The organism is Vibrio gazogenes (genome assembly GCF_002196515.1).
GTDB classification, from domain to species: domain Bacteria; phylum Pseudomonadota; class Gammaproteobacteria; order Enterobacterales; family Vibrionaceae; genus Vibrio; species Vibrio gazogenes_A.
Genome location: NZ_CP018836.1, coordinates 857,012 through 882,726, shown reverse-complemented (window position 1 = coordinate 882,726; position 25,715 = coordinate 857,012). Strand labels below are relative to the sequence as shown.

At 42.2% G+C, this 25,715-nt stretch carries 36 protein-coding genes and 1 pseudogene; 28 read left to right on the top strand and 9 right to left on the bottom strand.

The window, feature by feature from the left end; all coding sequences use genetic code 11:
• The first annotated feature begins 306 nt into the window (after positions 1-306).
• Positions 307-753, top strand: coding sequence for a hypothetical protein (locus BSQ33_RS19595; RefSeq protein WP_088135024.1), 447 nt, complete (start codon positions 307-309; stop codon positions 751-753).
• A 75-nt stretch (positions 754-828) separates the two neighbouring features.
• Here BSQ33_RS19595 and BSQ33_RS19590 read toward each other — a convergent pair whose 3' ends face one another.
• A complete protein-coding gene (locus BSQ33_RS19590; RefSeq protein WP_157721455.1) occupies positions 829-1,281 on the bottom strand; it encodes a HEPN domain-containing protein in 453 nt (150 codons plus the stop codon).
• Between the two features lie 83 nt (positions 1,282-1,364).
• Here BSQ33_RS19590 and BSQ33_RS19585 point away from each other — a divergent pair, with 83 nt between their 5' ends.
• The 4 genes from BSQ33_RS19585 (at position 1,365) to BSQ33_RS19570 (ending at position 3,386) form a co-directional block, all read left to right on the top strand.
• Positions 1,365-1,910 (top strand): hypothetical protein, encoded by a 546-nt coding sequence (locus tag BSQ33_RS19585; protein WP_088135022.1) that lies wholly within the window; start codon positions 1,365-1,367, stop codon positions 1,908-1,910.
• A gap of 13 nt (positions 1,911-1,923) precedes the next feature.
• Positions 1,924-2,211, top strand: coding sequence for a hypothetical protein (locus tag BSQ33_RS19580; RefSeq protein ID WP_088135021.1), 288 nt, complete (start codon positions 1,924-1,926; stop codon positions 2,209-2,211).
• Positions 2,212-2,583: 372 nt separating this feature from the next.
• Entirely contained in the window at positions 2,584-2,880 is a 297-nt protein-coding gene (locus tag BSQ33_RS19575; RefSeq protein ID WP_088135020.1) for a contact-dependent growth inhibition system immunity protein, read from the top strand.
• Between the two features lie 62 nt (positions 2,881-2,942).
• The gene (locus BSQ33_RS19570) at positions 2,943-3,386 is read left to right on the top strand and encodes an SMI1/KNR4 family protein (protein ID WP_157721454.1); all 444 of its coding nucleotides are present in this window, start codon (positions 2,943-2,945) and stop codon (positions 3,384-3,386) included.
• A gap of 38 nt (positions 3,387-3,424) precedes the next feature.
• On the opposite strand, the gene BSQ33_RS19565 is transcribed toward BSQ33_RS19570, so the two are convergent.
• On the bottom strand, positions 3,425-3,610 hold the full coding sequence (locus tag BSQ33_RS19565; protein WP_232471997.1) for a hypothetical protein: 186 nt from the start codon (positions 3,608-3,610) through the stop codon (positions 3,425-3,427).
• Positions 3,611-3,753: 143 nt separating this feature from the next.
• Between BSQ33_RS19565 and BSQ33_RS19560 the strand changes: the two genes are divergently transcribed.
• Complete coding sequence (locus tag BSQ33_RS19560; RefSeq protein ID WP_021021114.1) at positions 3,754-4,008, top strand: hypothetical protein; 255 nt, start codon at positions 3,754-3,756, stop codon at positions 4,006-4,008.
• A gap of 104 nt (positions 4,009-4,112) precedes the next feature.
• Here the strand turns inward: BSQ33_RS19560 and BSQ33_RS19555 are convergent, their stop codons facing one another.
• Complete coding sequence (locus tag BSQ33_RS19555; protein ID WP_088135018.1) at positions 4,113-4,988, bottom strand: HEPN domain-containing protein; 876 nt, start codon at positions 4,986-4,988, stop codon at positions 4,113-4,115.
• Between the two features lie 519 nt (positions 4,989-5,507).
• Here BSQ33_RS19555 and BSQ33_RS19550 point away from each other — a divergent pair.
• The 3 genes from BSQ33_RS19550 to BSQ33_RS19540 all read left to right on the top strand — a co-directional run bounded on the left by BSQ33_RS19550 (position 5,508) and on the right by BSQ33_RS19540 (position 7,899).
• Positions 5,508-7,223 (top strand): hypothetical protein, encoded by a 1,716-nt coding sequence (locus BSQ33_RS19550; RefSeq protein ID WP_088135017.1) that lies wholly within the window; start codon positions 5,508-5,510, stop codon positions 7,221-7,223.
• Positions 7,224-7,245: 22 nt separating this feature from the next.
• Positions 7,246-7,515, top strand: coding sequence for a hypothetical protein (locus BSQ33_RS19545; RefSeq protein ID WP_157721453.1), 270 nt, complete (start codon positions 7,246-7,248; stop codon positions 7,513-7,515).
• Between the two features lie 132 nt (positions 7,516-7,647).
• Positions 7,648-7,899 carry a hypothetical protein gene (locus BSQ33_RS19540; RefSeq protein ID WP_088135015.1) on the top strand — a complete coding sequence of 84 codons (252 nt, stop codon included), beginning with the start codon at positions 7,648-7,650 and terminating at the stop codon, positions 7,897-7,899.
• A gap of 108 nt (positions 7,900-8,007) precedes the next feature.
• Here the strand turns inward: BSQ33_RS19540 and BSQ33_RS19535 are convergent, their stop codons facing one another.
• Positions 8,008-8,886, bottom strand: a complete 879-nt coding sequence (locus BSQ33_RS19535) for a HEPN domain-containing protein (protein ID WP_088135014.1) — start codon at positions 8,884-8,886, stop codon at positions 8,008-8,010.
• Between the two features lie 517 nt (positions 8,887-9,403).
• Here BSQ33_RS19535 and BSQ33_RS19530 point away from each other — a divergent pair.
• From BSQ33_RS19530 to BSQ33_RS19510, 6 genes and pseudogenes are all read left to right on the top strand, one after another.
• Positions 9,404-9,676 carry a hypothetical protein gene (locus tag BSQ33_RS19530; RefSeq protein WP_088135013.1) on the top strand — a complete coding sequence of 91 codons (273 nt, stop codon included), beginning with the start codon at positions 9,404-9,406 and terminating at the stop codon, positions 9,674-9,676.
• Positions 9,597-11,207 carry a hypothetical protein gene (locus BSQ33_RS19525; protein WP_198298200.1) on the top strand — a complete coding sequence of 537 codons (1,611 nt, stop codon included), beginning with the start codon at positions 9,597-9,599 and terminating at the stop codon, positions 11,205-11,207. Before BSQ33_RS19530 ends, BSQ33_RS19525 begins: the two co-directional genes overlap by 80 nt.
• Before the next feature lie 14 nt (positions 11,208-11,221).
• Positions 11,222-11,740, top strand: a complete 519-nt coding sequence (locus tag BSQ33_RS19520) for a hypothetical protein (RefSeq protein ID WP_088135011.1) — start codon at positions 11,222-11,224, stop codon at positions 11,738-11,740.
• 880 nt (positions 11,741-12,620) lie between these two features.
• On the top strand, positions 12,621-13,067 hold the full coding sequence (locus tag BSQ33_RS19515; RefSeq protein ID WP_088135010.1) for a DUF2247 family protein: 447 nt from the start codon (positions 12,621-12,623) through the stop codon (positions 13,065-13,067).
• Positions 13,068-13,133: 66 nt separating this feature from the next.
• Positions 13,134-13,259, top strand: a complete 126-nt coding sequence (locus BSQ33_RS22150; RefSeq protein WP_269768126.1) for a hypothetical protein — start codon at positions 13,134-13,136, stop codon at positions 13,257-13,259.
• A 107-nt stretch (positions 13,260-13,366) separates the two neighbouring features.
• A pseudogene (locus BSQ33_RS19510) lies at positions 13,367-14,413 on the top strand (IS256 family transposase); the annotation flags it as partial.
• Here BSQ33_RS19510 and BSQ33_RS19505 read toward each other — a convergent pair.
• Positions 14,364-15,074, bottom strand: a complete 711-nt coding sequence (locus BSQ33_RS19505; protein WP_088135008.1) for a nucleotidyltransferase domain-containing protein — start codon at positions 15,072-15,074, stop codon at positions 14,364-14,366. The pseudogene BSQ33_RS19510 and the gene BSQ33_RS19505 sit on opposite strands and share 50 nt — an antisense overlap.
• 505 nt (positions 15,075-15,579) lie before the next feature.
• Between BSQ33_RS19505 and BSQ33_RS22300 the strand changes: the two genes are divergently transcribed.
• A complete protein-coding gene (locus tag BSQ33_RS22300; protein WP_420070640.1) occupies positions 15,580-15,708 on the top strand; it encodes a hypothetical protein in 129 nt (42 codons plus the stop codon).
• Entirely contained in the window at positions 15,708-16,148 is a 441-nt protein-coding gene (locus tag BSQ33_RS19495; protein ID WP_088135007.1) for an immunity protein YezG family protein, read from the top strand. Before BSQ33_RS22300 ends, BSQ33_RS19495 begins: the two co-directional genes overlap by 1 nt.
• Positions 16,149-16,250: 102 nt before the next feature.
• Here the strand turns inward: BSQ33_RS19495 and BSQ33_RS19490 are convergent, their stop codons facing one another.
• Positions 16,251-16,595 carry a HEPN domain-containing protein gene (locus tag BSQ33_RS19490; RefSeq protein WP_232471996.1) on the bottom strand — a complete coding sequence of 115 codons (345 nt, stop codon included), beginning with the start codon at positions 16,593-16,595 and terminating at the stop codon, positions 16,251-16,253.
• A 194-nt stretch (positions 16,596-16,789) separates the two neighbouring features.
• Between BSQ33_RS19490 and BSQ33_RS19485 the strand changes: the two genes are divergently transcribed.
• From BSQ33_RS19485 to BSQ33_RS19460, 5 genes are all read left to right on the top strand, one after another.
• A complete protein-coding gene (locus BSQ33_RS19485) occupies positions 16,790-17,221 on the top strand; it encodes a hypothetical protein (RefSeq protein WP_088135005.1) in 432 nt (143 codons plus the stop codon).
• Positions 17,222-17,487: 266 nt separating this feature from the next.
• Positions 17,488-17,865 carry a ribonuclease toxin immunity protein CdiI gene (gene cdiI / locus BSQ33_RS19475; RefSeq protein WP_088135003.1) on the top strand — a complete coding sequence of 126 codons (378 nt, stop codon included), beginning with the start codon at positions 17,488-17,490 and terminating at the stop codon, positions 17,863-17,865.
• Entirely contained in the window at positions 17,858-18,295 is a 438-nt protein-coding gene (locus tag BSQ33_RS19470; protein ID WP_088134972.1) for an immunity protein YezG family protein, read from the top strand. The genes cdiI and BSQ33_RS19470 overlap by 8 nt, the downstream gene beginning before the upstream one ends.
• 1,024 nt (positions 18,296-19,319) lie before the next feature.
• A complete protein-coding gene (locus tag BSQ33_RS19465) occupies positions 19,320-19,778 on the top strand; it encodes a hypothetical protein (RefSeq protein ID WP_088135002.1) in 459 nt (152 codons plus the stop codon).
• Positions 19,778-20,071 carry a hypothetical protein gene (locus BSQ33_RS19460; protein ID WP_088135001.1) on the top strand — a complete coding sequence of 98 codons (294 nt, stop codon included), beginning with the start codon at positions 19,778-19,780 and terminating at the stop codon, positions 20,069-20,071. Before BSQ33_RS19465 ends, BSQ33_RS19460 begins: the two co-directional genes overlap by 1 nt.
• Positions 20,072-20,303: 232 nt before the next feature.
• Here BSQ33_RS19460 and BSQ33_RS19455 read toward each other — a convergent pair whose 3' ends face one another.
• Together BSQ33_RS19455 and BSQ33_RS19450 are read right to left on the bottom strand one after the other, a co-directional pair.
• Positions 20,304-20,750 (bottom strand): hypothetical protein, encoded by a 447-nt coding sequence (locus BSQ33_RS19455; RefSeq protein WP_088135000.1) that lies wholly within the window; start codon positions 20,748-20,750, stop codon positions 20,304-20,306.
• Positions 20,751-20,827: 77 nt separating this feature from the next.
• Entirely contained in the window at positions 20,828-21,703 is an 876-nt protein-coding gene (locus BSQ33_RS19450) for a HEPN domain-containing protein (protein ID WP_157721452.1), read from the bottom strand.
• A gap of 501 nt (positions 21,704-22,204) precedes the next feature.
• On the opposite strand from BSQ33_RS19450, the gene BSQ33_RS22295 reads away from it, so the two are divergent.
• The gene (locus tag BSQ33_RS22295) at positions 22,205-22,333 is read left to right on the top strand and encodes a hypothetical protein (RefSeq protein ID WP_420070640.1); all 129 of its coding nucleotides are present in this window, start codon (positions 22,205-22,207) and stop codon (positions 22,331-22,333) included.
• A complete protein-coding gene (locus tag BSQ33_RS19440) occupies positions 22,333-22,773 on the top strand; it encodes an immunity protein YezG family protein (RefSeq protein WP_074374381.1) in 441 nt (146 codons plus the stop codon). The genes BSQ33_RS22295 and BSQ33_RS19440 overlap by 1 nt, the downstream gene beginning before the upstream one ends.
• Positions 22,774-22,874: 101 nt before the next feature.
• On the opposite strand, the gene BSQ33_RS19435 is transcribed toward BSQ33_RS19440, so the two are convergent.
• Positions 22,875-23,318, bottom strand: a complete 444-nt coding sequence (locus BSQ33_RS19435) for a HEPN domain-containing protein (protein WP_157721451.1) — start codon at positions 23,316-23,318, stop codon at positions 22,875-22,877.
• Positions 23,319-23,413: 95 nt separating this feature from the next.
• On the opposite strand from BSQ33_RS19435, the gene BSQ33_RS19430 reads away from it, so the two are divergent.
• The 4 genes from BSQ33_RS19430 (at position 23,414) to BSQ33_RS22080 (ending at position 25,614) form a co-directional block, all read left to right on the top strand.
• Positions 23,414-24,232 carry an EndoU domain-containing protein gene (locus tag BSQ33_RS19430; protein WP_088134996.1) on the top strand — a complete coding sequence of 273 codons (819 nt, stop codon included), beginning with the start codon at positions 23,414-23,416 and terminating at the stop codon, positions 24,230-24,232.
• A 2-nt stretch (positions 24,233-24,234) separates the two neighbouring features.
• Positions 24,235-24,666: a hypothetical protein gene (locus BSQ33_RS19425; protein ID WP_088134995.1), complete on the top strand. Its 432-nt coding sequence runs from the start codon at positions 24,235-24,237 to the stop codon at positions 24,664-24,666.
• 391 nt (positions 24,667-25,057) lie between these two features.
• The gene (locus BSQ33_RS19420) at positions 25,058-25,450 is read left to right on the top strand and encodes a hypothetical protein (RefSeq protein ID WP_232471995.1); all 393 of its coding nucleotides are present in this window, start codon (positions 25,058-25,060) and stop codon (positions 25,448-25,450) included.
• 11 nt (positions 25,451-25,461) lie between these two features.
• The gene (locus BSQ33_RS22080; RefSeq protein WP_232471994.1) at positions 25,462-25,614 is read left to right on the top strand and encodes a hypothetical protein; all 153 of its coding nucleotides are present in this window, start codon (positions 25,462-25,464) and stop codon (positions 25,612-25,614) included.
• Positions 25,615-25,715 lie beyond the last annotated feature (101 nt).

Genomic DNA, 25,715 nt, shown 5'->3' with positions numbered 1-25,715 from the left:
AGCTATATGTCGACAGATTATTTTGGTACTAATGCAAGTGATATTATGGATAAATCGCAAATATTTCCACATTGGTATACACATACAGATGGTAGGCCAGAGGTATTACTTAAAATTCCAAAGTCAGCTATCAGCTCTGCACGAGTACCAAAACCGTTAGGTGATTCTTTTCCTATAGGGTTGAACCATTTGCTGAATTTTATCCAGCCGCAGGAGCCGGAGGGGCAAGGCAGTTTATGGGATCTACTACGACGTGGGATGATAGTTGGATTATTCCACTTAAGAGATAAGGCTGAGGATTAATAAGTGAATATAAATAATTCTTTAATAGAAAAACTGAAATTAGTTAGAAACTCGTCCATTACTATGGACGAATTTCATAATTGGTTTAAATCAAATGCCTATCTACTTGAAAATCTTTTTTCAAGAGGAGTCTTCTTGAAATTAGAGAAAGGCGATAGTGATACTTTGATGAAGGTTTTAATAGAATTATCAACAGCTTGTGCAGTATGTGTGCAAATATATAGAACAGGGTTATTTTCAGATAGAAACGAATTCAATACTTGCAATAGTATTGTTGGGTTAGCTATTGCAAGTAACAAGCTGAAAAGAGTAGATAAGCCTGTTTGTGTCAACTCAAAAGCTCACCCATTTGCAGTAAGTGCGTATTATCGTTGTCAAAATTGTGAGAGTATCTGGGAATTAGCTGCACCTGAAAGAGAGTTCGTTGGATTCTGGAATAGAGTTGGTTAGTTTGCTGGAGACTATTTATCATTCTGTGTCATGCCCATTCTCACAAATCCAGATGGGACGGTTCATTCGTCCCCTTCACGCAACCCTTTCCAAACAAACCCGTTCCACCAACCCTTTCAGCTTTTGCACCTCACCCTCCAGATATGCCAATTCTTCCACGGTAATCTCGTAATGCTCCGAATAGCGGGCTTCGATATAGGCGCGTTGCAGGCGGCGGAAGCAGCGGCGGTGGAATTTGTTGTCGAGCGGGAAAATCGTCGCAAATTCAGCATCGATTTGGGCGCATAGTTTGCCCAGTTTTTCGATATTGTGGGATTTAGGTAAATAATTGGTGCAGGTGAGTAGCGTGCAGGCGAAAAAACGTTCCGTCGATTGATGTAGGAGAAAAGCTGATTGCTTCAACCATTGCCTCTTCATTCCATCTTGAAAGAATACAAAGAGCTGTTCTGCACTTTCAAACCACTGTTCATAATGCTTACGGGCAATTTCCTGCTTTTCTGCTTCGGTTAAATCCCCCGGTTCGGCCAATGGTTTGGGTGTGGCGGCAAACAGTTCAATCCCTTCTTCGCGGATATCTTTGAAGAAATAATGCCCTTGCTGTGGCCCTGCGGATGATGGGCAAAAATGAAGAAGCTCAGCAGGTGGGAGCGAAGCATGTTGGTGAGATGCTGACCAATATCGTGTTAGGTCTGGGCGGAGAAGCGGCCGCGACCAAAGCCGTTGAAGCGATTGGCAAGGTTACGAAGACCGTCAAGGGTGCGCTTCCGGTTGTTGATAATACGTCATTACCGAAATATACCGGAGGCAATGGGTCAGCGGTTGTTGAGGGTGAATTTGCCGGGCAGTCAAGTGCGCAGGGGGTGATTGGGAAGACTGCTGGGGATGCTCCATTCAAGTCTATTGATGAAGGGCTAAATTTTACAATGGCTCCTGCGAAGCATATGGAGGATGCAGGACGGCATGTGCCCGTTGAAATTTTAAAAGATGCAATCAAATCAACTAATGGAGTACCAGACCCACGAGGTTCAGGTGCAACGATGCATAAAAATGATAAAAAGTATAATCTAGAGGTGCTATATGATGAAGCTACAAATACGGTTTATCATTTTGAGTATGCAAGAAAAGCAATGGGAGACTTACCTAAAATAACAAAGTAGTGAGGTGATATTAGTGAATCCTAAGGAAAAGATACTCTACTTGTTAAGAGAATACGAAGCTGGGAATTATGAGACTGAAGATTTTTGCAATGAGTATACACAAATATTCAATATTGAACTCGACTACGATAGTTTAAGCGAAGCAGAGTATGAATCATTAGAAGAATTGTCCAATTTTACAGCTAGGTTCTCACCATTTGAAGAAGATTTGAAAATCATCAATGTTTACTACGATGAAAAGCAGGTAAGAGAGAAGACTCGTGAATTAATTAAAAAACTGAATATCAGCTTTAAAAAATGAGACTGTTCATTATTCTGTGTCACGCCCATTTTTATACATCCAGATATGGGGTGAGTCGGCTTTTACGGGCGTCCTGCCCGGAAAAGCCTAACCATTCTCCCGGAATGGTTTTCTTCTTTCAGCGATTCATTTGAGTACATTTGAAGTATTCATGGTACACACAGATTAAAAGAAATAATCAGGACACGCGCCTCAAGGAATGGATTTACTTATGGCGTGTGTCCTCGTAATTTTTGGTTGAGGGTGAGTTTGCTGGGCAGTCAAGTGCGCAGGGGATGATTGAGAAGACAAATCAACCCGTAAATCTTCAACGGGGAGTGAAAGGTGATTGGAATAAGATTTCTTTTCCCAAACCAAATGAATAGGTAATAAATGGATAGTATTTTACGGTATCTAGCTGAAGCATATTTTCATCAAGACTGGCGCTATGACCACACTACCTCTAAGTCTTTGATGGAGAGTTTTGTAAAATGTGAAACAGAAGACACAGTTCACGAGCTGTACAGTTGCCTTTTAGCACTGCGTGAGACTGATGACTTACCCCAGAGTTTTATTAACGACATTGGCGGAAGCTTTAGACCAGAATCTGAAGGTATGTCGTCATATCAATGGATTGATATGTCTCTAAGTTTGCTTTTGTCTGATAATGATGAGAGCACCAATCAATAAATGGCGAACAGATTATTAGAAATTCCGAGCAAATGATTTTTAATTTGATAGGTTGTCTGAATATGAATGATTTAAATGAGGCTTTTCAGCTAATCAATGATTTTGGTGGTGATTTCGAGGGTGAAAAAGATATTGCTCTGATTGAGAAAGCTGAGTCTGCCTTAAACTTAAAATTCCCACCATCATATCGAGTGTTCTTAAAAACATTGGGTTGCGGGGACATTGAAGGTTTAGAGTTTTATGGACTAATTGATGATAACTTTGAAAGCTCTTCAGTACCAAATGCTATTTGGTTGACGCTGCATGAACGTAAGGCATCTGGTTTGCCGGATCATCTAGTACTTATCTATGGTTTAGATGACGGTACACTTTATGCGGTGGATACTAAAACAACAGGGTTAGATGGAGAAAATCCTATTGTTAGGTATGGAGCTGATGGAGTAGCTGAAAAAGTCGCTGATAGCTTTGGCTCCTTTTTACTATCAGAACTTAAGACTGTTTTATAGTACAGTTTTGTTTAAGAAAGCCCGCACTAGCTGGCTTTTTAATGTGCGGCTTGCTGGATCACCGTATCTAACATCTCCATCACAAACTGCTGCTTAGCTCTTGGCTGTAGCCTTAACTGTTCGATCTGTTGTTGCAACTTCGACGCAGGTCCGAGTTTATGACCCTTAGCTGCTTCTTTGCTGTGCAGTAGCTCATCAACTGAGCTGGGAAATAGGCAGGGCACACACATTCAAGGGATGGATTTACTTATGGCGTGTGTCCTTATTTTGGCGATGAGTTTGGTAAAGGAGGGAACTCAACAGCTGCATGCAGATGGTAAAGTGCTGAAGTATAATAGTTCTGAGATCTTACCAGAGGAGTAATAAAATGACTGGTAGATGTGATATTCCTGTTAGTGATGCATTAGATCAACTAGAGGAGCTCATAAGTAGGGTTGTATTACACGACGATGAAAAAATTGAGCTATTAAAGATACTAGGAGATTCTAAGGCTAGAAAAACTATACCAATGCGAGAAATTCATCGTCGTATTATGGCTTACAGAAAAGCATATGGTATTTACACTCCGTTTTCAGAAAGTGAACGCAATCTTCTTAAAAGTTTACTAATTTTCTGGGGATAATGTAGAGATTGAGAGAGACTGTTCACTATCCTATGTCACGCCCATTTCCACAAACCCAGATAGAGGCAAGCGCCCCCATGCTGGAACCACCCGTTCCAGCCCTTTCACCCAATCCGCCCCAAACAAACCCGTTCCACCAATTCTTTCAGCTTTTGCACCTCACCCTCCAGATATGCCAATTCTTCTTCGGTGATCTCATAATGCTCCGAGTAGCGGGCTTCGATATAGGCGCGTTGCAGGCGGCGGAAACTACGGCGGTGGAATTTGTTGTCGAGCGGGAAAATCGTTGCAAATTCAGCATCGATTTGGGCGCATAGTTTCCCCAGTTTTTCGATGTTGTGGGATTTGGGTAAATAATTGGTGCAGGTGAGTAGGGTACAGGCAAACAATTTTTCCGTGACTTGGTGAAGCTGAAATGCCGCAGTCTTCAGATGATGATTCGCAGTCATGAGTTCAAAACACATAAAGAATTCGTTGGTACTCGTAAACCACTGTTCATAATGCTTACGAGCGATCTCCCGTTGCTCTGCTTCGGTTAAATCCCCCGGCTCTGCCAGCGGTTTTGGCGTGGCGGCAAACAGTTCAATCCCTTCTTCACGGATATCCTTAAAAAAGTAGTGCCCTTGCTGTAGCCGTTCGTTCACTTCCTGCAAATCATGGACAATCAATCCCAGCGGTGCGGAAGTGACTTTACGGTCGATCTGCTCTTTGGCGCGTTGCCAGACCACATCTTCTTCAACCAGTGCGGCTTTATTCACAATCACCAGAATATCGTAATCGCTGATATAGCCATTGACCGGATCGTTGACCCAACTGCCTTTGGCATGGCTGCCGAACAGGATGATTTTTAGGATGCGAAACTCGCTTTTACTCGCTGTTTTGCCCTGAAGATAGTCGTCCAGCGTATCGCGCAGAATGGTTGAAATGTTCTGAAGCTCGTGCTGTTTGGATTCGGGCAAATGGTCGAGAGATGTTTTCATAAAGCGATATTCGGTCTGTGTGGATTGAATGGTTCATAGGATAAAAGAAGCGAGCGGCAAAAAACACTGTTTGTCATGGTTTTAGATGGGTTGCCTAGGGAAATGCGACGGGGTTCGGTTTTATTGATTTGTCTGGTGATTCTTGTCGCCTTTGACTTCGAGGCATGACGCACAATTCCGTTTTTCGATTTCAGAGGCATCGGTGTGCTGTGCGCCTGTTCATCTTTCAGAGATGAAAGACGAACCAGAAAATCTTTTTTTGTTGGGCTTGGTCGTGCGTTGTCCAGAACCAGCTTTTACAGGCGTCCTGCCCGGAAAAGCCTAACCATTCATCCGTGAATGGTTTTCTTGGTTTGGTGGCTGATTTGAATTGAGAGAAACATTTTTAAAGCCAAATTGATCGATGTTCTCAGGGGGAAAAATCATGGAATATTTTTCAGGATTGCCTGAGCAGGATGCGAATCAATCCGACCCTGATTACACGCGCTGAACTCAAACCCAAGGCACTTTTGGGGACTTTTGCTGCTGGGCAAAAGTCTCTGGGGCGCTGTCGAAAATGCCATTGAAGTTGATGAATGTTATTGCGTCCCAAACCACAGCATCATTAATACGGCCTCCGGTCAGGAGCTGGGACGCCAGAAGGATGTTCAGAGTGGAATCAGCGATTCGGCAGACCGGACGGCGATGAACGAAGCGATGGGTGAGCAGTATGCCCGGCGTCTGGGACAGTTGTACAGCAGTGACAACTATTCGAGCTATTCAGAGACGTTTGCCAGCAGCCTACAAAACAGTTCGATAGTGGCGCAGGGCACCGCATCGGCCAATCAGGTAGGTGATGCGAATGTGGTGTATCGTCAGTTACACCCGAAAGAGGTGGCTGCGATTCACTCGCTGTCAGACCAACTGGCGCAGAAGACCGGGATGTCGAGTGACAAGGCTGAAAAACTTTTAGCACAAGTTGCCGCAGGCCGGGTGGATGAGAAATGGTCTGAAGTCTACCAACTGGATGATGCCAGTATTGGCGATGATGTTGCGGCGGCAAACGAGCTATTGGATGGGTTTGCTGAAGCGCAGGGTAAAGAGCTGCTCAAAGATGATGATGTGGTGGCGAACTGGTTCAGCGAAGACCCTGAATCGGATGTGTACAAGGACACCAGTCTGTTCAGTGAAAACCTGACCAGTGGTGTTGAGGTCAACAATCCGGGCGGTTATCCGCAGAGTGAGGCTGCCGGACCGGTGGCACGCAATCCAGAATATCTGAACTTCTACAAGCAGAACCTTGAAGTTGCGGTGGCAGATACCTATCAGGGCAAGCTGACGGCAGAGCAGTTATCCGCGATGAAAGCGGGCGCGACCCAAAGCCTCGATGACATGGTTGATGCCGTGAAACAGTTACCGGAAGTTGCAGCGTTTGCGGCTTCACACCCGGTATTATTTGGCAAAGCGATGGCGAAAGCATATACGCAGATGCTGACGGATAACCAGCGGGATACGGGAGAGATGCTGGCCCTGCGGATGATGGGCAAAAATGAAGAAGCTCAGCAGGTGGGAGCGAAGCATGTTGGTGAGATGCTGACCAATATCGCGTTAGGTCTGGGCGGAGAAGCGGCCGCGACCAAAGCCGTTGAAGCGATAGGGAAAGTGACGAAGGCGGTGAAGGTTGTATCTACAGAAGGAAAGGTGGTTGCTCCAGTAGTAAAAAATGAGTCATCCTTGCTGAATGAAAGTTCTTCTCTGAGTAGAAGCTCAGTTCCGAATAACTTACCTGTTTTAACTGCAATCAATAACAGTGTTCGACTTGTTGATCAAGATACATTACCCCGAGGAATCCAAAGAACATTCTTAGATGGAAATTATGTAACGGTTGAAACTACAACACCTGTTGTTTTGTTTAGGAAGTTTGGGGGAACAGGTAATCAGGCTAAGGCAAATGGTGGATTTGCTTCTACTACACCAAATGCTTCTAGATCTGAAACAGCGGTATTCAAAAGATGGAGTAATCAACGTTTTGAAGCGCAACTAGATATTCCAGAAGGAACTACTTTAAATATTGGTAAAGTAGCACCACAAACTTCTAAATCAGGGAATCGTATTTATCACAAAGGTGGAGCAGATCAAATCTTGTTACCGCAAGAATACCCAATAAGTTGGATATCAGCAATTAAGGATGGGAAAACAGGTATTACATATACTTTGGATGAATTTCGGAATCTTTTCCCCGACCAATTTAAATAAGGTGAATAGCATGGTACTGAGTATGGATAAAGAGAAGCTATGTAGTGAATTGTTTGAAATTATGAATGAAATTAGTGAACTGTTGAAAGATTATGGAGAAAACCCTATAGAATACCGTGGATTGGGAAAAGTTAAGAATATAGCGAAAAATCGTGATCCAGAGGGATTAAAAAATATATCTGGCTATCTAGATGGTGATTTTAGAATGATTTATGACAACAGGGTTTCTAGTGAAAAGCTGGAAAAGAAAATGCAGCAAGCATATTTAATCTCAGATAAATTGTCTATATGATTTATGAGGGCGTTCATTATTCTGTGTCACGCCCATTTTTATAGATCCAGATATAGTGTAACTATCCATTAAACTAGAGGCGTATCATTTTAGAGCTCTTCGGCTTACACTGACTCAGTCTGGGATAATTCAATGATGAAAAATTTACGTTACGTTGAGGTAGGGAAAACCTTTGACCCTAAGGAGCATAAGCGTTCTGTCTCTGATGATGAAGTTATTGGTAATTATTGGAGAGTTTGGCATGATGGAGGTAAATATTTTTATGAGTATGACACAGGGCATTTCGCTACCAAATTTGATGTGGTTCAGATTTCGGAAGATGATTTTTTGCTGATTAAATCTGAAAAATTAGATGTAGAGAGCCTACATCGGAAATACACATAGATATTATGGAGACTGTTCATTATTCTGTGCCACGTCCATATTTATAAATCCAGATATATGGGTGAACCATCCTTCAAAGTGGATGCAAAGCTGAGACCACGTCAGGTTTCAGCTCTGCATCCTTTCCAAACAAACCCGTTCCACCAATCCTTGCAGCTTTTGCACCTCACCCTCCAGATATGATAATTCTTCCACGGTAATCTCATAATGCTCCGAATAACGAGCTTCGATATAGGCGCGTTGCAGGCGGCGGAAGCAGCGGCGGTGGAATTTGTTGTCGAGCGGGAAAATCGTCGCAAATTCAGCATCGATTTGGGCGCATAGTTTGCCCAGTTTTTCGATATTGTGGGATTTAGGTAAATAATTGGTGCAGGTGAGTAGGGTACAGGCAAACAATTTTTCAGTGACTTGGTGAAGCTGAAATGCCGCAGTCTTCAGATGATGATTTGCAGTCATGAGTTCAAAACACATAAAGAATTCGTTGGCACTCGTAAACCACTGCTCATAATGCTTACGGGCAATTTCCTGCTTTTCTGCTTCGGTTAAATCCCCCGGCTCGGCCAATGGTTTGGGTGTGGCGGCAAACAGTTCAATCCCTTCTTCGCGGATATCTTTGAAGAAATAATGCCCTTGCTGTAGCCGTTCGTTCACTTCTTGCAAATCATGGACAATCAATCCCAGCGGTGCGGAAGTGACTTTACGGTCAATCTGCTCTTTGGCGCGTTGCCAGACTACATCTTCCTCAACCAGTGCGGCTTTGTTCACAATCACCAGAATATCGTAATCGCTGATATAGCCATTGACCGGATCGTTGACCCAACTGCCTTTGGCATGGCTGCCGAACAGGATGATTTTTAAGATCCGAAACTCGCTTTTACTCGCTGTTTTGCCCTGAAGATAGTCGTCCAGCGTATCGCGCAGAATGGTCGATATGGTGGCAAGCTCGTGCTGTTTGGATTCGGGCAAATGGTCGAGGGCTGTTTTCATAAAGCGATATTCGGTCTGTGTGGATTGAATGGTTCATAGGATAAAAGAAGCGAGCGGCAAAAAACACTGTTTGTCATGGTTTTAGATGGGTTGCCTAGGGAAATGCGACGGGGTTCGGTTTTATTGATTTGTCTGGTGATTCTTGTCGCCTTTGGCTTCGAGGCATGACGCACAATTCCGTTTTTCGGTTTCAGTGGCATCGGTGTGCTGTGCGCCTGTTCATCTTTCAGAGATGAAAGACGAACCAGAAAATCTTTTTTGTTGGGCTTGGTCGTGCGTTGTCCAGAACCAGCTTTTACGGGCGTCCTGCCCGGAAAAGCCTAACCATTCTCCCGGAATGGTTTTCTTGGTTTGGTGGCTGATTTGAATTGAGAGAAACATTTTTAAAGCCAAATTGATCGATGCTCTCAGGGTGAAAAATCATGGAATATTTTTCAGGATTGCCTGAGCAGGATGCGAATCAATCCGACCCTGATTACACGCGCTGAACTCAAACTCAAGGCACTTTTGGGGACTTTTGCTGCTGGGCAAAAGTCTCTGGGGCGCTGTCGAAAATGCCATTGAAATTGATGAATGTTATTGCGTCCCAAACCACAGCATCATTAATACGGCCATTGGTCAGGAGCTGGGACGGCAGAAGGGTTTACAAACGGGGACGGCAGGGTCTGAGACGGAGCGGACTTCGATAAACGAAGCGATGGGTGAGCAGTATGCCCGGCGTCTGGGACAACTGGACACCAGTGGCAGTTATTCGGACTACTCTGCGGATTTTGCCGACAGTCTGCAATAGCCATGCAGCCGCACAAGGGACTCAGTTTGCCAATCGGGTCGGTGATGCGCCGGTCGTGTACCGTCAGTTACATCCGCAGGAGATGAAAGCGATTCACTCGCTGTCAGACCAACTGGCGCAGAAGACCGGGATGTCGAGTGACAAGGCTGAAAAACTTTTAGCACAAGTTGCCGCAGGCCGGGTGGATGAGAAATGGTCTGAAGTCTACCAACTGGATGATGCCAGTATTGGCGATGATGTTGCGGCGGCAAACGAGCTATTGGATGGGTTTGCTGAAGCGCAGGGTAAAGAGCTGCTCAAAGATGATGATGTGGTGGCGAACTGGTTCAGCGAAGACCCTGAATCGGATGTGTACAAGGACACCAGTCTGTTCAGTGAAAACCTGACCAGTGGTGTTGAGGTCAACAATCCGGGCGGTTATCCGCAGAGTGAGGCTGCCGGACCGGTGGCACGCAATCCAGAATATCTGAACTTCTACAAGCAGAACCTTGAAGTTGCGGTGGCAGATACCTATCAGGGCAAGCTGACGGCAGAGCAGTTATCCGCGATGAAAGCGGGCGCGACCCAAAGCCTCGATGACATGGTTGATGCCGTGAAACAGTTACCGGAAGTTGCAGCGTTTGCGGCTTCACACCCGGTATTATTTGGCAAAGCGATGGCGAAAGCATATACGCAGATGCTGACGGATAACCAGCGGGATACGGGAGAGATGCTGGCCCTGCGGATGATGGGCAAAAATGAAGAAGCTCAGCAGGTGGGAGCGAAGCATGTTGGTGAGATGCTGACCAATATCGCGTTAGGTCTGGGCGGAGAAGCGGCCGCGACCAAAGCCGTTGAAGCGATTGGCAAGGTTACGAAGACCGTCAAGGGTGCGCTTCCGGTGATTGATAATACGTCATTACCGAAATATACCGGGGGCAATGGGTCAGCGGTTGTTGAGGGTGAGTTTGCCGGGCAGTCAAGTGCGCATGGGGTGATTGGTGAGACTGCTGGTTCTTCTTCGGCTGTAATTGGTGAAGAGACGGTGTTGGTTCCAGATATGTTAGAGACACAAAGTAACAGTGGTGCTACTCTGACAAGTTCTGATACAGGGAATATTACTGGAACAGTTTGGGATTCTATAAAACGTGTTGATGCATATGGTAATTATTCGGAAACTCAGCTTCCACAGGCATATATTATGAATGTTGAAGGGAAAGACTTATTTGTTACACCAAATGCAACGAAACATCTTTATGAAGAGCTGACTCGTAAGGTTCCATCTCCAAATATCGATGTCGGAGGGAGTGTTCCTACATGGCAGAATCCTAAAGGGATCATTGATGGGGTTAAAGATACATATCTACCGGATGAAATTCGTGCACAAGCATTATTAAGTAGTTTGCATCACGGTATTAAGAATATTATTCAGAATAATAAAGTTCAATTTAATAAAATTTATGTAAGTAATGATGGTTGGGAAGTTATTTTTTCACCTCCTAGGAAAGCTGGCGAGCTTCCTGCTATTAAGCATGCACGGAAATTGGATTAACAGTTGGAGGATTCATGAAATTTCTAAATAATAAGTTATATATATCAAAAGAAGTGACTCTAGATGTGGATGATTATGTTCCTCTTTTTTTGAATTTTTGTGATGAAGCAAATGAGCAGGTGTTCTTTCGTTATGTAACAGATATTTGTCTATTAGAAATCGGATTTAATACTGTAAATGGGTGTTTGTGTTCAATTAAAATTGTACAGTCTTCAGAAATCGTACACTGCAGTATGTTGGGACAGTTATTCTTGACAAACAGTGTTGATGGATTGATTGGTTGTGATTTGTCTTTGTGGAAGAATAAAAAAATATTAGATTGTGATTATTCTTTTAGCTTGTTTATTGATGGTTGTTCTTTGATTGTAAAATTAAGTGAATTCCCAGCAGATAAAATTATTAGAAATAAAACTATTTATTTTGGTTGTTCTAATGATGATTTGTGTTGGATTGTTGTTTCAAAATTAAGTTTATCAGATCTGAATAAGGTTAATGAAGTTGTTTCTAAACAACAAAATCATGGTTTTTTATAAACTCCAATTATTTAACAAGGATAAAATAAACGGGACACACACGTTTAGATAGTGAAAGGTATGTCCTGTTTGTTTTTATTCAACTCTAAGTTTTTTGCACCAAGTTATGTAGTCAAGTTTGATACTGAACAGCTTTTAGATGATCTTCGAATCCCGGATGGAAAATGGAATACTAATAGAGAATAAGCAGGACACGCACCTTAGGAATGGATTCATTCAGAGGTTGAAGTCGCTCTGTTTTTTCTAAGTTGGCTCTCAAGGTGAATGATTTTTTTGCTCGATTTTATGCAGGGTTATTGAATGATTAGGAGAAGTTTTGCTTGCTGATAAAGATGAACCATCGGCTTGAATGGATGACTAATGTCAGCAACTGAATTGATATTGAATGGTATTGTTCAGGAAATATGAATCCCGAGGATTCTCTGCTTTTTGAGCTGTTGTTTCGTGAGATTCATACTCTCACCAAGATTGGCGTAGTGATTGAAAGACACCGCGAGTGAGTTTAACTTTGTTGGTCATTAATGGTCAGACTGATTTCATGATGATGAGAGATTGATTAGGGCGGGTGTCCTTATTTATCGGTAATTGGCAAGCCTCGTACGGGCAGAGCTAATAAGCTCCCTGATGGTTAGCATGGTTTCAACGACATCATTGATAATTATGCTGGCGATGCAGCCAAGTTTGATATTCCAACTAAAGGGCCGGGTGGTAAAGTTGTTCGAACATCTGAATTAAGACAGATCCAAGGTAGCAATAACGGAGTCGATGGTGTTTTCGAGTGGATTGTTGATCAAGGTAATGTCACTCATCGACGGTTCATACCAGGCGGCACAGTCACTGGTCTACCTAACCAAATTCCGAAGAAATAGGGAGTATCATCATGTCACCGATTAAGGTATTGATAAGTTTAGGGTTATTGTGTTGGGCTACTATTCTTCTCGGTCTGAAAAAAGGTTGGGTAAGTCGGAAGGATGTTATTGATTATGCCGTAGCTCTTCTCGTCAATGGCAATGAAAATGAGGACGTTGCGATAATCGCTGGCGGAGAATCCTTGGAAGATGATGAGCTGTTTAACCTGATTTTGAATCAGATTAAACAGACTGATGACACCGCCTCCGCTCTTGATAAATGGAGATTAGCTCATCTTCTTAATATTGCAGAGTCCGATTATGATGAACAGACCAAGCTTGATCGGCTACAAGAGGTCTACGCTAATTTTGATTACCCCGAAGATATGGCTTCGTGCAGTATCTATTCACAGGATGAAATTGACCCGCTTGTAGCTATGATGCAAGTCATAGAAGAGTTGAAGAGTAGGCTTACGTAGCGTTGATTAAATGTTACAAAGGGCGCAGACAAATGGAGCAGAGTCCCGAAAAGCATTCAAGATCAAATGGCATTGAAAGCAGCTCAGGAAGGTGAAGGTAATGTCATTATCAAAAACTTGAATGATCCAAAGTTTGAGGGAATGGAGAAGATGGAACTGAAGGTTAAGTCTGCGAATGGTAATGTGTACTAATTCAGACCTGATCTGACAATTACCCACTTTTAATCAAAGTTGGTAATTATCGGTAGTGTTTAGAAATCTGTGTTATTTCAGTATGATATACAAAACAGGAATGACACATGAACAAAGACTTCGATCTAGAACAAGCTATTAAAGTCCTTCAGTCAGGCCAAGACCTGACAGGTAAAGATGGCTTCTTAACTCCGCTCATTAAACAAATCACAGAAGCTGCTTTGAAAGCAGAACTCGAACAGCACCTTGAAGGTGATGAGCAACCTAACCGTAAGAACGGCTCAAGCAAGAAAACGATTAAGTCTTCTGTCGGCACGTTTGAACTGGATACCCCACGCGACCGCTCTGGAACATTTGAACCCCAGTTAGTTAAGAAGAACCAGACTAAATTGACCGATGAGATCGACCGTAAGATTTTATCTATGTTCTCGCTCGGTATGAGCTACCGTGATATCCGTGGTCACGTAGAAGATATGTATGGTATTGAGGTCTCTGAGGCCACCATTACGGGGATTACAGACCGTTTGATTCCAGAGCTGAAGGAGTGGCAGCAACGTCCGCTCGATGCACTTTATCCCTTTGTCTGGCTTGATGCGATCCACTATAAAATCAAAGAAGACGGACGCTATGTTAGCAAAGCGATATACACAATATTGGGCTTAGATGTTGAGGGGAAAAAGGAGCTACTCGGTCTTTATCTGTCAGAGTCGGAAGGCGCTAATTACTGGCTCTCCGTGCTAACAGATCTGTATAACCGCGGCGTTGAAGATATCTTGATTGCCTGCGTGGATGGGCTAACAGGCTTCCCAGAAGCGATAGCAACCATCTATCCTGATACAGAAGTTCAGCAATGCATCATTCACCAAATCCGTAACTCTATGAAATATGTTGCCTCTAAGCATCAGAAGGCATTTATGGCCGACTTGAAGCCAGTCTATCGGGCTGTCAGCAAAGAAGCGGTCGAGATGGAGTTGGATCGTTTGGAAGCCAAATGGGGACAGCAATACCCAATAGTGATTCGTTCCTGGCGGAACAAATGGGCAAATTTATCGGTTTACTTCAAATATCCAGAATACGTCCGAAAGGCTATTTACACGACAAATGCTATTGAAGCCGTACATCGCCAATTCCGCAAACTGACCAAAACCAAGGGTGGCGGCGTTTTTCGATATTGTGGGACTTGGGTAAATAATTGGTGCAGGTGAGTAGGGTACAGGCGAATAAATGTTCACTTGCTTGATGGAGTAAAAACGCAGCTTTTTTCAACCAATGGTTTTGCATCGTTACTTGGTGTAAAGCAATAAACTGAACTGCACTTTCAAACCACTGTTCATAATGCTTACGGGCAATTTTCTGCTTTTCTGCTTCGGTTAAGTCCCCCGGCTCGGCCAATGGTTTTGGTGTGGCGGCAAACAGCTCAATCCCTTCTTCGCGGATATCCTTAAAAAAGTAGTGCCCTTGCTGTAGCCGTTCGTTCACTTCCTGCAAATCATGGACAATCAATCCCAGTGGTGCGGAAGTGAATTTACGGTCGATCTGCTCTTTGGCGCGTTGCCAGACCACATCTTCTTCAACCAGTGCGGCTTTGTTCACAATCACCAAAATATCGTAATCGCTGATATAGCCATTGACCGGATCGTTGACCCAACTGCCTTTGGCATGGCTGCCGAACAGGATGATTTTTAAGATGCGAAACTCGCTTTTACTCGCTGTTTTGCCCTGAAGATAGTCGTCCAGCGTATCACGCAGAATGGTCGATATGGTGGCAAGCTCCTGCTGTTTGGATTCGGGCAAATGGTCGAGGGCTGTTTTCATAAAGCGATATTCGGTCTGTGTGGATTGAATGGTTCATAGGATAAAAGAAGCGAGCAGCAAAAAACACTGTTTGTCATGGTTTTAGATGGGTTGCCTAGGGAAATGCGACGGGGTTCGGTTTTATTGATTTGTCTGGTGATTCTTGTCGCCTTTGACTTCGAGGCATGACGCACAATTCCGTTTTTCGATTTCAGAGGCATCGGTGTGCTGTGCGCCTGTTCATCTTTCAGAGATGAAAGACGAACCAGAAGATCTGTTTTGTTTGGCGGCGTCTCACGTTGTCCAGAACCAGCTTTTACGGGCGTCCTGCCCGGAAAAGCCTAACCATTCTCCCGGAATGGTTTTCTTCTTTCAGTGATTCATTTGAGTACTCATGGGACACACAGATTAAAAGCAAATAATCAGGACACGCACCTCAAGGAATGGATTTACTTATGATGAGTGTCCTCGTAATTTGTACAAACTTGAAACACAATGGCGTAATATTCTTGGTAAAGGAGGCTCTGTGAAAGTGAAGGTAGAGCCGATATATTCAGGTAAGCGTAAGAGACCTGATACTTTTAAAGTTAGGTATTCGGCTAACAGTGGTAAGACAATTACCCGTATACTGCAAAATACTCCTACAGGTGAATAATGACAGACGACCAAAAAATATATGCAGAAATAGGTAAATCTCTTTGGAATATAATGCCAGATATGGCTTATGAGATTTATTTTTATGGTGATATATTCCCTAAATCAAAAGGTTGCACAATAAATTTCAAGCTAAAACAAGATGGTTCAATCTCTGGATTTAAGTTTGGAGAGACCCCGAAAGATGTTACGCGACTCATTCTTAGCAAGGCTGAACTATTACAAAAAACTGAACCGTATAAAAAAGAGCCTTGGACACATTTTAAAGCGACATTGACAGAAGCTGGTAAATTTAAGATGGACTTTGCGTATATACCAGAAGATGATTCCTGGCCAGGCTTGTTTATGAAACGGGTCAGTGAATTGAGTTTGGAAGAAGCAGAAGAAAAGTATATACCAGAGGAAGAGTGGAAGAAATGCGTCGATAAATACGGTTCCTGAAGAGATTGTGCATTATTCTGGTATCACGCCCATGTTTATAAATCCAGATATGGGATAAGTCGGCCACTCAAAGTGGATGCAGAGCTGAGACCACGTCAGGTTTCAGCTCTGCCCCCGCCCCAAACAAACCTGTTCCACCAATCCCTTCAGCTTTTGCACCTCACCCTCCAAATAAGTCAGTTCTTCCACGGTGATCTCATAATGCTCCGAATAGCGGGCTTCGATATAGGCGCGTTGCAGGCGACGGAAGCAGCGGCGGTGGAATTTGTTGTCGAGCGGGAAAATGGTTGCAAATTCAGCATCGACTTGGACGCATAGTTTGCCCAGTTTTTCGATATTGTGGGATTTAGGTAAATAATTGGTGCAGGTGAGTAGGGTACAGGCGAATAAATGTTCACTTGCTTGATGGAGTAAAAACGCAGCTTTTTTCAACCAATGGTTTTGCATCGTCACTTGGTGTAAAGCAATAAACTGAACTGCACTTTCAAACCACTGTTCATAATGCTTACGGGCAATTTCCTGCTTTTCTGCTTCGGTTAAATCCCCCGGCTCGGCTAGCGGTTTTGGGGTGGCGGCAAACAGTTCAATCCCTTCCTCGCGGATATCTTTGAAGAAATAATGCCCTTGCTGTGGCCCTGTGGATGATGGGCAAAAATGAAGAAGCTCAGCAGGTGGGAGCGAAGCATGTTGGTGAGATGCTGACCAATATCGTGTTAGGTCTGGGCGGAGAAGCGGCCGCGACCAAAGCCGTTGAAGCGATAGGCAAGGTCACAAAGACAGTCAAGGGTGCGCTTCCGGTGATTGATAACACGTCATTACCGAAATATACCGGAGGCAATGGGTCAGCGGTTGTTGAAGGTGAGTTTGGTACAACCACTTTTAATTATGCTGATAGCCATATTGAATTTTCATCGAATATTAAGAATCATATTTCAAGTGTAGATGGCTTTCGTCAAACGAAAGGTGTTATAGGAGGGCACAATCAAAACGTTTTTGATCAAATTGTTCAAGAAAAAGGATTAAAGATAGTTGATGAAGTTGTTGATCCGGAAATTCTGGGTATCAAAAAATAACTTACCAAATTCCTTCTAAAGATAGGGCTGGTAACATTACTGGTTATAAAGATAAATATTATGAGAAAACTATCTATGATCCAAAATATTTTTCTGATGAGAGGATATATGCTCTTGGGCGGCAGGCATCAAATCAACTTACACCGGATGAGTTAGTGAGTGGTTCGGCATATTTCAATAAAGTTGTTGATGGTATAAAATTTAGAGTTTATGTTCGTGATGGTAAAGTGGTCAACTTCCATCCACAGATAAATGGAGAATAATTTATGGACGTTCATCTTTTTAATGAACCAAATAATGGTGATCAAGATAGCATATTGATGTGGTATTTTAACTCGATTAATGGTAATCAATTTCCATCAGTGATTAAGAAGCTTTTGAATAAAATTGGGTATGGAAATGAATATTTTTCGTGTGATTTTGAAACATTAGATGAAGAGGAGCAACCACCATTTGATGGAGTATGCATTCGTTTTATGGATGACTGTACAATAGTATCTCATGAGTATTTTTATTCTTTCTTAATTACTGCATGTAGTAAATTTTTAGAATCACATATAGATAGATACGAAGAGATGAAACCTCTCATATATAATGCAACAGTCATACGTAACCACTACTCAAAACAGGTGAACAATGACTGATGATCAAAAGATATATCAACATATAGGCAAAGCTCTTTGGTCAATAATGCCAGAGAATGCTTCATCTATTTATTGTATAGGGATGATTTATCCTGATACTTATCAGATAGGACCAGAGTGGATAGATAGCAATGGTTTAGTTCAATGCTTTGATTTTGATAATTATCCTAATGAATTTTGCGATAAAATTTATTGTTTAACTCAGAAACTTCAGAGACTACCACCTTTTGATAGAGAACCTTGGACACATTTTAAAGCGACATTGACAGAAGCTGGTAAATTTAAGATGGACTTTGCGTATATACCAGAAGATGATTCCTGGTCAGGCTTGTTTATGAAACGGGTCAGTGAATTGAGTTTGGAAGAAGTAGAAGAAAAATATATACCAGAGGAAGAGTGGAAGAAATGCGTCGATAAATACGGTTCCTGAAGAGGTTGTTCATTATTCTGGTGTCGCACCCATTTTTATAAATCCAGGTATGGGATGAGTCGGCTTTTAAGCGCATCCATGCTCTGAAAAGCCTAACCATTCTCCCGGAATGGTTTTCTTGGTTGGGTGGTTGATTTTAATAAAGTAAAACACTGAATAAATGAAGCTAAATTGATCGATGATCTCAGGGTAAAATTCAGGGACGAATTTTAAGCTTTTCGTGAGCAGGAGCGAATAAAAGCGTCCCTGATTACACGCGCTGAACTCAAACTCAAGGCACTTTTGGGGACTTTTGCTGCTGGGCAAAAGTCTCTGGGATGCTGTCGAAAATGCCATTGAAATTGATGAATGTTATTGCGTCCCAAACACCTACACAAAAGTTTTATTTGCCTAGCCTCCGGCTCCGAAATATGACGCACAATTCCGTTTTTCGATTTCAGAGGCATCGGTGTGCTGTGCGCCTGTTCATCTTTCAGAGATGAAAGACGAACCAGAAAATCTTTCTTTGTTGGGCTTGGTCGTGCGTTGTCCAGAACCAGCTTTACGGGCGTCCTGCCCGGAAAAGCCTAACCATTCTCCCGGAATGGTTTTCTTGGTCGGGTGGTTTTCACAAACCACGGAATTACAATTTATCTTCCCAGCCTCCGGCACCGAAATATGACGCACTTTAAGGTGTGTGTCCTGATAAGCTAAAAAGGACGATAATAAACTTCCAATAAAAGATAAGCTAGGTAACTATATACTTGATCCTGAGGCTAGTATTCCTAAAGGAAAATATATTACTTTTACAAAAGATGTTGAGGGTCTTTCAAATAGCGAAACAAAAAATAAACTGACAATCGAGAGTGTTCCGGGACAGCAAGGTTATGAACAGTACAATGGTTCTAATGTTCGTATTGACTTCGACATTGACACTCCGGATAGTGTTTTAGATATACCGCAGAAATCCGATTATCTGAATGATATCGGTGGACCAAGAGCTTTAGGCGGAGCACGCCAGCGGGTTCCAAATCAGACTCTTCCGGTGAATAATCCGACGGCGACTAGGCTGGGTGATGCTAAATCAGCGGAAATTGGTGGAGGGACAGTGTTATTGCCAAATTCAAGAACAACCTCCTCGATACTGATGATTAATGATAGGGTTGATAATAATTATTCGTTAGACAGTTTTACTGATGTTGGTAATAAGATTAGTCAAAAGCAAATGAGACATGTTGCGGGGCGGAAGGAATATCGTGGTGGAGGATTTATGGATAGCCTTGATGATGCTCAGAAGGTGCTAGATGCTTATAATTCAGGTAAGTCAAATATTATCGGTAAGTCTAAACAAGGGTTTCCGATAATCACAGTCGAAGATGTTACTGGGACTAATGTCTCTAACGTTGTTTCTGGAACATATAAACAAGCAACAAATATATTCATGGTCAAAGGTACAAAATCACCAAGCATTGTACCTATGAATCCAAATTGGAGTGATAAGTAATGCTAGATTATCTTCGAAAACAATCCCTAATATTGATGCAGGCTTTATTAGGTGTAATATCTGCTAATTTTCGGATGGTTTATATTAGTCAAAATAATGGTTGTGTAACTGTTACTATTGTTCTTGAATCAGAAAATGATGATGATTTTGAGGAGATTGAAGATCTAAAAAGTGAATTTGAGGCACTTCAAGAGTCGCCTATTGACTATGATTTTATGGTAAAAGTGACAGATAGAGAATTGTTTTGGCCTGATTGTAATACAATCGTAGTTTTTAGACGACGAGAATTTTAGAGACTAGTGATGAAATAAGAATTTCTGAGTTCTGTGTCATTCATTGATGAAACTGAATCTAAAAGGGAATGATATAAATAATGAATAATTTCATAAGTTATTTGTACTAATTCAGACCTGATCTGACAATTACCCACTTTTAATCAAAGTTGGTAATTATCTTCTTTTCAAAGTGAAGCGTCAGATCGATTTTGAACTAATACAACTTAGAAATGGCTGTTTTTCCTTATGATCAAGATATATTAATGATTGGAGATGGTATATTATACTTATTACAAAGAGAGTTAATTAGCTCTCTATCTTTTTTAGGTAAGGATAATTTTGATTCTTTCGACCAACGGTCTTGAATATAATAACAAGCCTTTTCAAAGAAAATGCGTTTTTTTATCTCTGATTTTTCATTTCTTAATATATTAATGTACTCTTTTGAGAATTTAATACCAAAGCATGAGGAAAGATAAAATATTTGCTTTACATTTTCTTCTAATTCATCATTTTCTTTTAATTTATTATAGCCCATATAAAATACAGAAATTTTTTCTTCTTCAGATAATGGTTGTAGATATTTCTCATCATAATGATTATACTCTTCCATTCCCCAAGGGCTAGATATGATGTCATCATATTGACCTTCAATTAATAGAATTAATTTTTTTGCTGCTAGTTCTAAATTTTTCATATATATTTTCCAAATAGATTCATTATTCTAATAATACTCTAATCTAATTAAACACTAAAATAATCTTTTTAGTTCACTCACCCAATCCGCCCCAAACAAACCCGTTCCACCAATCCTTTCAGCTTTTGCACCTCACCCTCCAGATACGCCAATTCTTCAACCGTAATTTCATAATGCTCCGAATAGCGGGCTTCGATATAGGCGCGTTGCAGGCGGCGGAAGCAGCGGCGGTGGAATTTGTTGTCGAGCGGGAAAATCGTCGCAAATTCAGCATCGATTTGGGCGCATAGTTTGCCCAGTTTTTCGATGTTGTGGGATTTAGGTAAATAATTGGTGCAGGTGAGTAGGGTACAGGCAAACAATTTTTCAGTGACTTGGTGAAGCTGAAATGCCGCAGTCTTCAGATGATGATTTGCAGTCATGAGTTCAAAACACATAAAGAATTCGTTGGCACTCGTAAACCACTGTTCATAATGCTTACGGGCAATTTCTTGCTTTTCTTGCTCGGTTAAATCCCCCGGCTCGGCCAATGGTTTCGGTGTGGCGGCAAACAGTTCAATTCCTTCTTCGCGGATATCTTTGAAGAAATAATGCCCTTGCTGTAGCCGTTCGTTCACTTCCTGCAAATCATGGACGATCAATCCCAGCGGTGCGGAAGTGACTTTACGGTCGATCTGCTCTTTGGCGCGTTGCCAGACCACATCTTCCTCAACCAGAGCGGCTTTGTTCACAATCACCAGAATATCGTAATCGCTGATATAACCATTGACCGGATCGTTGACCCAACTGCCTTTGGCATGGCTGCCGAACAGGATGATTTTTAGGATCCGAAACTCGCTTTTACTCCCGTTTTTGCCCTGAAGATAGTCGTCCAGCGTATCGCGCAGAATGGTCGATATGGTGGCAAGCTCCTGTTGTTTGGATTCGGGCAAATGATCGAGAGATGTTTTCATAAAGCAATGTTTGGTCTGTGATTGAATCGCCATAGCATAAAAGAAGTGAGCGGCAAAAAACACTGTTTGTCATGGTTTTAGATGGGTTGCCTAGGGAAATGCGACGGGGTTCGGTTTTATTGATTTGTCTGGTGATTCTTGTCGCCTTTGGCTTCGAGGCATGACGCACAATTCCGTTTTTCGATTTCAGAGGCATCGGTGTGCTGTGCGCCTGTTCATCTTTCAGAGATGAAAGACGAACCAGAAAATCTTTTTTGTTGGGCTTGGTCGTGCGTTGTCCAGAACCGGCTTTTACAGGCGTCCTGCCCGGAAAAGCCTAACCATTCTCCCGGAATGGTTTTCTTCTTTCAGTGATTCATTTGAGTACTCATGGGACACACAGATTAAAAGCAAATAATCAGGACACGCACCTCAAGGAATGGATTTACTTATGATGAGTGTCCTCGTAATTTGTACAAACTTGAAACACAATGGCGTAATATTCTTGGTAAAGGAGGCTCTGTGAAAGTGAAGGTAGAGCCGATATATTCAGGTAAGCGTAAGAGACCTGATACTTTTAAAGTTAGGTATTCGGCTAACAGTGGTAAGACAATTACCCGTATACTGCAAAATACTCCTACAGGTGAATAATGACAGACGACCAAAAAATATATGCAGAAATAGGAAGATCTCTTTGGAATATAATGCCTCATACAGCCTCGGAGATTTATTTTTATGGTGATATCTTTCCTAAATCAAAAGGTTGTACAACTGAGTTTAAGTTAAAAAAAGATAGCTCAATTTCTTGGTTTAAGTTTGGTGAAAATCCAGAGGATGTTGAGCTATTTATTCTTAGCAAGGCTGAACTATTACAAAAAACTGAACCGTATAAACAAGAGCCTTGGACACATTTTAAAGCGACATTGACAGAAGCTGGTAAATTTAAGATGGACTTTGCGTATATACCAGAAGATGATTCCTGGCCAGGCTTGTTTATGAAACGGGTCAGTGAATTGAGTTTGGAAGAAGCAGAAGAAAAATATATACCAGAGGAAGAGTGGAAGAAATGCGTCGATAAATACGGTTCCTGAAGAGACTGTTCATTATTCTGGTATCACGCCCATGTTTATAAATCCAGATATGGGGTGAGCCATCCTTCAAAGTGGATGCAAAGCTGAGACCACGTCAGGTTTCAGCTCTGCATCCACCCCAAACAAACCCGTTCCACCAACCCTTTCAGCTTTTGCACCTCACCCTCCAGATATGCCAATTCTTCCACGGTAATCTCATAATGCTCCGAATAGCGGGCTTCGATATAGGCGCGTTGCAGGCGACGGAAGCAGCGGCGGTGGAATTTGTTGTCGAGCGGGAAAATCGTCGCAAATTCAGCATCGATTTGGGCGCATAGTTTGCCCAGTTTTTCGATATTGTGGGACTTGGGTAAATAATTGGTGCAGGTGAGTAGGGTACAGGCGAATAAATGTTCACTTGCTTGATGGAGTAAAAACGCAGCTTTTTTCAACCAATGGTTTTGCATCGTCACTTGGTGTAAAGCAATAAACTGAACTGCACTTTCAAACCACTGCTCATAATGCTTACGGGCAATTTCCTGCTTTTCTGCTTCGGTTAAATCCACCGGCTCGGCCAATGGTTTGGGTGTGGCGGCAAACAGTTCAATCCCTTCTTCGCGGATATCTTTGAAGAAATAATGCCCTTGCTGTGGCCCTGCGGATGATGGGCAAAAATGAAGAAGCTCAGCAGGTGGGAGCGAAGCATGTTGGTGAGATGCTGACCAATATCGCGTTAGGTCTGGGCGGAGAAGCGGCCGCGACCAAAGCCGTTGAAGCGATAGGCAAGGTCACAAAGACAGTCAAGGGTGCGCTTCCGGTGATTGATAACACGTCATTACCGAAATATACCGGAGGCAATGGGTCAGCGGTTGTTGAGGGTGAATTTGCCGGGCAGTCAAGTGCGCAGGGGGTGATTGAGAAGGTTGCAAAAACCGAGGCCGCAACTGCACAGAAAGTGGCGAATAGTGGGGAGACTACGGGGACGAAATTGACTGAGAGTGATACGAGCCAACCGAGTCTGACACCCCTTGAGTTAGTACAACAGGCATCTAATCAATCTAAACATATAGCTAGTATTGGTTTAGAACATATAATTGATGGTGAAGTTAAACCAGTAGTGAAGTCTGGAGTTGTGGTAGGGAAGCGGGCTGTTGGTGGGCATTATCTACGTTCATCAAATGTTAGAGTTACAGAAATAATAGGGGAAAGTGATGCCAATGGTGTTATGAAAGCTAAAATTCAAGTACATGACCCAGATACAGGTGGATGGGTTGATAAAACAGCACCTTCAACTTTCTATCCAGAAAATTGGTCGAAACGGCAAGTTAAAATCGAGATACAAGAAGCATTTTATAACTCCAAGCCTATAGGCGGTGATATGTGGGAAGGTAAGTCTCCAAGCGGAGTAACCATTAGAGGGTATTATAAAGTGCCGGATGGCAGTGCATCTACAGCGTGGCCTGTCTATAGTAAGGAATAAAAATGAAAGGTAATGTTTCTTTTATAAGACCGAATGATTATCTAGTACCTGTGGGCGATACTATAGGTGCTAAAACGGTAGCAAATTGGTTAGGGAATGATATTCAGTATAGCCAAAGAGATGTCGAAGAGTGGTTAAACGTCTTGTCGGAAGTTGAGGCTGGGAAAAGAAAATCTGGTTATCAGGGAACTGGAAATTCACATTCTGTCATGATAATACAAGATGTCATATATATTGAATGTGAATATAATGACACACATAAGGTATTTATAACAAAAAGTCAATTTGTTGATATTCTAAATAAATATATACTTTTTTTAAGAGGTGGTTACAAATCCTCTCGGGTTGAAGTCGAACCGTTTACCATAGAGTATGAGTTTGAAGGAGATGAAGCGCTGGAGCAATATATTAATTCTGGAGGCGATCTGGTGTGATATACCAGTGTTCATTGAAGATGCTTGATTTTCGATAGGAACAAGATCATGCTACATCCCATGAAAATGATGCTGCCACCCCAACAGAAGCTATAACTCGAACAGAGAGACTGTTCATTATTCTGTGTCACGCCCATGTTTATACATCCAGATATGGGGTGAGTCGGCTTTCACGGTTGGGTAGTCTCCGGCAGCTTTAGTTGTCCTCTTTCTTATGGTTATGAGTGTGTAATTTATTATGCTCAGATAGTAAAAGCATTCAGTCATGTTTTGAGAAAAAACAGGAACTTTGGTACCAAGATTTTATTTTTGAAATTAAGTGATGAATGATGTTCGTATAAGCAGATATTTTTATTAAAAAGTAAATAAATCATAAATAGGTGTTAAGAATATGCTACGTAATTTATTAATTTGTATCGGTATGTTGTTTTTATTTGGCTGTTCCAGTGGTCCGGGATATAAATATTATGTCGATCCCGTACCAATCACAAAAGGTGTTACCAAATATAAGCTGGGAACTGTCAAAGTTAATTTAACTTTAGGAAATGGTGCGATTGAGGGGGATACGACTTTTGCTTCAGAAGAAGTCTTGAATCAGGAATTTTTCGATGATATCCAAAAATATATGCAAGAGCAGGGAATACTGGCAGCATCAGAAAATCAGGAATCACCTACAGTTGATATTACCATTGATTATAAGCGGACATTTAATATTGGTGGAAAAGCTTTAAGAAAACCAGAGATTTCTCATCATGTTGTTGTATCTCAGAATGGAAAAAATTAGCAGATTTTGGTATGAGTCACTATACAACCAAATATGCTTATTTCGAAGAAGCAGCAGTTGACTTTAAAATTTTATCTTTCTTATGGGATGAGAAAGATGAGCCTAAGGATGTCGATTTAGCCTCTCAACTGATGATTAAAGAACTCGCTGGATTGGGCAAGTAAACGGTAGCAATTCAATGATATCCCAAGCTGGAACCATCAGGTTCCAGCCCCTTCACCCAACCTACCCCAAACAGACCCGTTCCACCAATCCTTTCAGCTTT

What these genes read in the sequence shown, in the direction of transcription:
- BSQ33_RS19585 (WP_088135022.1), top strand. Translation starts at nt 1,365, where the DNA reads ATGATGGGCAAAAATGAAGAAGCTCAGCAGGTGGGAGCGAAGCATGTT.
- BSQ33_RS19575 (WP_088135020.1), top strand. Translation starts at nt 2,584, where the DNA reads ATGGATAGTATTTTACGGTATCTAGCTGAAGCATATTTTCATCAAGAC.
- BSQ33_RS19570 (WP_157721454.1), top strand. Translation starts at nt 2,943, where the DNA reads ATGAATGATTTAAATGAGGCTTTTCAGCTAATCAATGATTTTGGTGGT.
- BSQ33_RS19560 (WP_021021114.1), top strand. Translation starts at nt 3,754, where the DNA reads ATGACTGGTAGATGTGATATTCCTGTTAGTGATGCATTAGATCAACTA.
- BSQ33_RS19555 (WP_088135018.1), bottom strand. Translation starts at nt 4,988, where the DNA reads ATGAAAACATCTCTCGACCATTTGCCCGAATCCAAACAGCACGAGCTT.
- BSQ33_RS19545 (WP_157721453.1), top strand. Translation starts at nt 7,246, where the DNA reads ATGGATAAAGAGAAGCTATGTAGTGAATTGTTTGAAATTATGAATGAA.
- BSQ33_RS19540 (WP_088135015.1), top strand. Translation starts at nt 7,648, where the DNA reads ATGATGAAAAATTTACGTTACGTTGAGGTAGGGAAAACCTTTGACCCT.
- BSQ33_RS19535 (WP_088135014.1), bottom strand. Translation starts at nt 8,886, where the DNA reads ATGAAAACAGCCCTCGACCATTTGCCCGAATCCAAACAGCACGAGCTT.
- BSQ33_RS19525 (WP_198298200.1), top strand. Translation starts at nt 9,597, where the DNA reads ATGCCCGGCGTCTGGGACAACTGGACACCAGTGGCAGTTATTCGGACT.
- BSQ33_RS19520 (WP_088135011.1), top strand. Translation starts at nt 11,222, where the DNA reads ATGAAATTTCTAAATAATAAGTTATATATATCAAAAGAAGTGACTCTA.
- BSQ33_RS19515 (WP_088135010.1), top strand. Translation starts at nt 12,621, where the DNA reads ATGTCACCGATTAAGGTATTGATAAGTTTAGGGTTATTGTGTTGGGCT.
- BSQ33_RS22150 (WP_269768126.1), top strand. Translation starts at nt 13,134, where the DNA reads ATGGCATTGAAAGCAGCTCAGGAAGGTGAAGGTAATGTCATTATCAAA.
- BSQ33_RS19505 (WP_088135008.1), bottom strand. Translation starts at nt 15,074, where the DNA reads ATGAAAACAGCCCTCGACCATTTGCCCGAATCCAAACAGCAGGAGCTT.
- BSQ33_RS19495 (WP_088135007.1), top strand. Translation starts at nt 15,708, where the DNA reads ATGACAGACGACCAAAAAATATATGCAGAAATAGGTAAATCTCTTTGG.
- BSQ33_RS19490 (WP_232471996.1), bottom strand. Translation starts at nt 16,595, where the DNA reads ATGCAAAACCATTGGTTGAAAAAAGCTGCGTTTTTACTCCATCAAGCA.
- BSQ33_RS19485 (WP_088135005.1), top strand. Translation starts at nt 16,790, where the DNA reads ATGATGGGCAAAAATGAAGAAGCTCAGCAGGTGGGAGCGAAGCATGTT.
- cdiI (WP_088135003.1), top strand. Translation starts at nt 17,488, where the DNA reads ATGGACGTTCATCTTTTTAATGAACCAAATAATGGTGATCAAGATAGC.
- BSQ33_RS19470 (WP_088134972.1), top strand. Translation starts at nt 17,858, where the DNA reads ATGACTGATGATCAAAAGATATATCAACATATAGGCAAAGCTCTTTGG.
- BSQ33_RS19460 (WP_088135001.1), top strand. Translation starts at nt 19,778, where the DNA reads ATGCTAGATTATCTTCGAAAACAATCCCTAATATTGATGCAGGCTTTA.
- BSQ33_RS19455 (WP_088135000.1), bottom strand. Translation starts at nt 20,750, where the DNA reads ATGAAAAATTTAGAACTAGCAGCAAAAAAATTAATTCTATTAATTGAA.
- BSQ33_RS19450 (WP_157721452.1), bottom strand. Translation starts at nt 21,703, where the DNA reads ATGAAAACATCTCTCGATCATTTGCCCGAATCCAAACAACAGGAGCTT.
- BSQ33_RS19440 (WP_074374381.1), top strand. Translation starts at nt 22,333, where the DNA reads ATGACAGACGACCAAAAAATATATGCAGAAATAGGAAGATCTCTTTGG.
- BSQ33_RS19430 (WP_088134996.1), top strand. Translation starts at nt 23,414, where the DNA reads ATGATGGGCAAAAATGAAGAAGCTCAGCAGGTGGGAGCGAAGCATGTT.
- BSQ33_RS19425 (WP_088134995.1), top strand. Translation starts at nt 24,235, where the DNA reads ATGAAAGGTAATGTTTCTTTTATAAGACCGAATGATTATCTAGTACCT.
- BSQ33_RS19420 (WP_232471995.1), top strand. Translation starts at nt 25,058, where the DNA reads ATGCTACGTAATTTATTAATTTGTATCGGTATGTTGTTTTTATTTGGC.
- BSQ33_RS22080 (WP_232471994.1), top strand. Translation starts at nt 25,462, where the DNA reads ATGAGTCACTATACAACCAAATATGCTTATTTCGAAGAAGCAGCAGTT.